The sequence below is a fragment of the Streptomyces sp. NPDC006296 genome, from assembly GCF_040613235.1.
Lineage (GTDB): Bacteria > Actinomycetota > Actinomycetes > Streptomycetales > Streptomycetaceae > Streptomyces.
Genome location: NZ_JBEXRT010000092.1, coordinates 1 through 1140, shown reverse-complemented (window position 1 = coordinate 1140; position 1140 = coordinate 1). Strand labels below are relative to the sequence as shown.

1 protein-coding gene is annotated in these 1140 nt (G+C 66.3%); it reads left to right on the top strand.

Annotated features, from left to right (window positions below; all coding sequences use genetic code 11):
• Positions 1-48: 48 nt before the first annotated feature.
• On the top strand, positions 49-1137 hold the full coding sequence (locus tag ABZ172_RS30050; protein WP_356888515.1) for an IS630 family transposase: 1089 nt from the start codon (positions 49-51) through the stop codon (positions 1135-1137).
• The last annotated feature ends 3 nt before the right edge of the window (positions 1138-1140 follow it).

Sequence of the window (1140 nt, the reverse complement as noted above, 5' to 3'; positions counted from 1 at the left end):
ACCTAGTGTCCTGAGTCGGTAGTTCACTTGCGGTTATAGGGTGGGGCAATGCCTGGTCCGAAGCCGTTGCCGTTGGAACTGTCCGATCACGAACGCCGGGTGCTGCGGGGTTGGTTGCGCAAGCAGACGGCGTCGCAGGCGCTGGTGCTGCGGTCGAGGATCGTGCTGGCGTGTGCGGAGGGCCTGCCGAACGCGCGGGTCGCGGACAACCTGGGTGTCTCGCGGGAGACAGTGCGCAAGTGGCGGTCCCGGTTCACCGCGGACCGACTGGAGGGCCTGGTGGACCGGCCACGCTCGGGGCCACCGCGAAGGATCACGGACGAGCAGGTCGAAGCCCTGGTCGCCAGGACGCTCGGCCAGACGCCGCCGACGGGTGATTCGCACTGGTCGACGCGTTCGATGGCCGAGGCGGAGGGCATGTCGCAGTCGGCCGTCTCGCGGATCTGGCGGGCGTTCGGCCTCAAGCCCCACATCGTGGAGACCTGGAAGCTGTCGACCGACCCGCAGTTCGTGACCAAGGTCCGCGACGTGGTGGGCATCTACCTGTCCCCGCCGGAGAACGCCCTGGTCCTGGCGGTGGACGAGAAATCGCAGATACAGGCCCTGGACCGGACCCAACCGGTGCTGCCGATGGCACCGACCACGCCGGCGAGGATGACCCACGACTACGTCCGACACGGCACGACCAGCCTGTTCGCCGCCCTGGACATCGCCTCCGGCTCGGTCATCGCCCAGCACTACCGCCGCCACCGCCACCAGGAGTTCCTCCGCTTCTTGAAGGTCATCGACGCCACCGTCCCCAAGCACCTCGAACTCCACCTGGTCCTGGACAACTACGCCACCCACAAGACCGAGCCGGTCAAGAAGTGGCTGCTTCGACACCCTCGCTTCCACCTGCACTTCACCCCCACCTCGGCATCCTGGCTCAACCTCGTCGAGCGCTGGTTCGCCGAGCTGACCTCCCGCAAACTCCGCCGCTCGGCCCACCGCAGCGTCGTCGAACTCGAACGGGACATCCGCGGCTGGATCAACGAGTGGAACAAGAACCCCAAGCCGTTCATCTGGACCAAGACCGCCGACGACATCCTCGACACCCTCGCCGCATACTGCACACGAATTAACGACTCAGGACACTAGGAA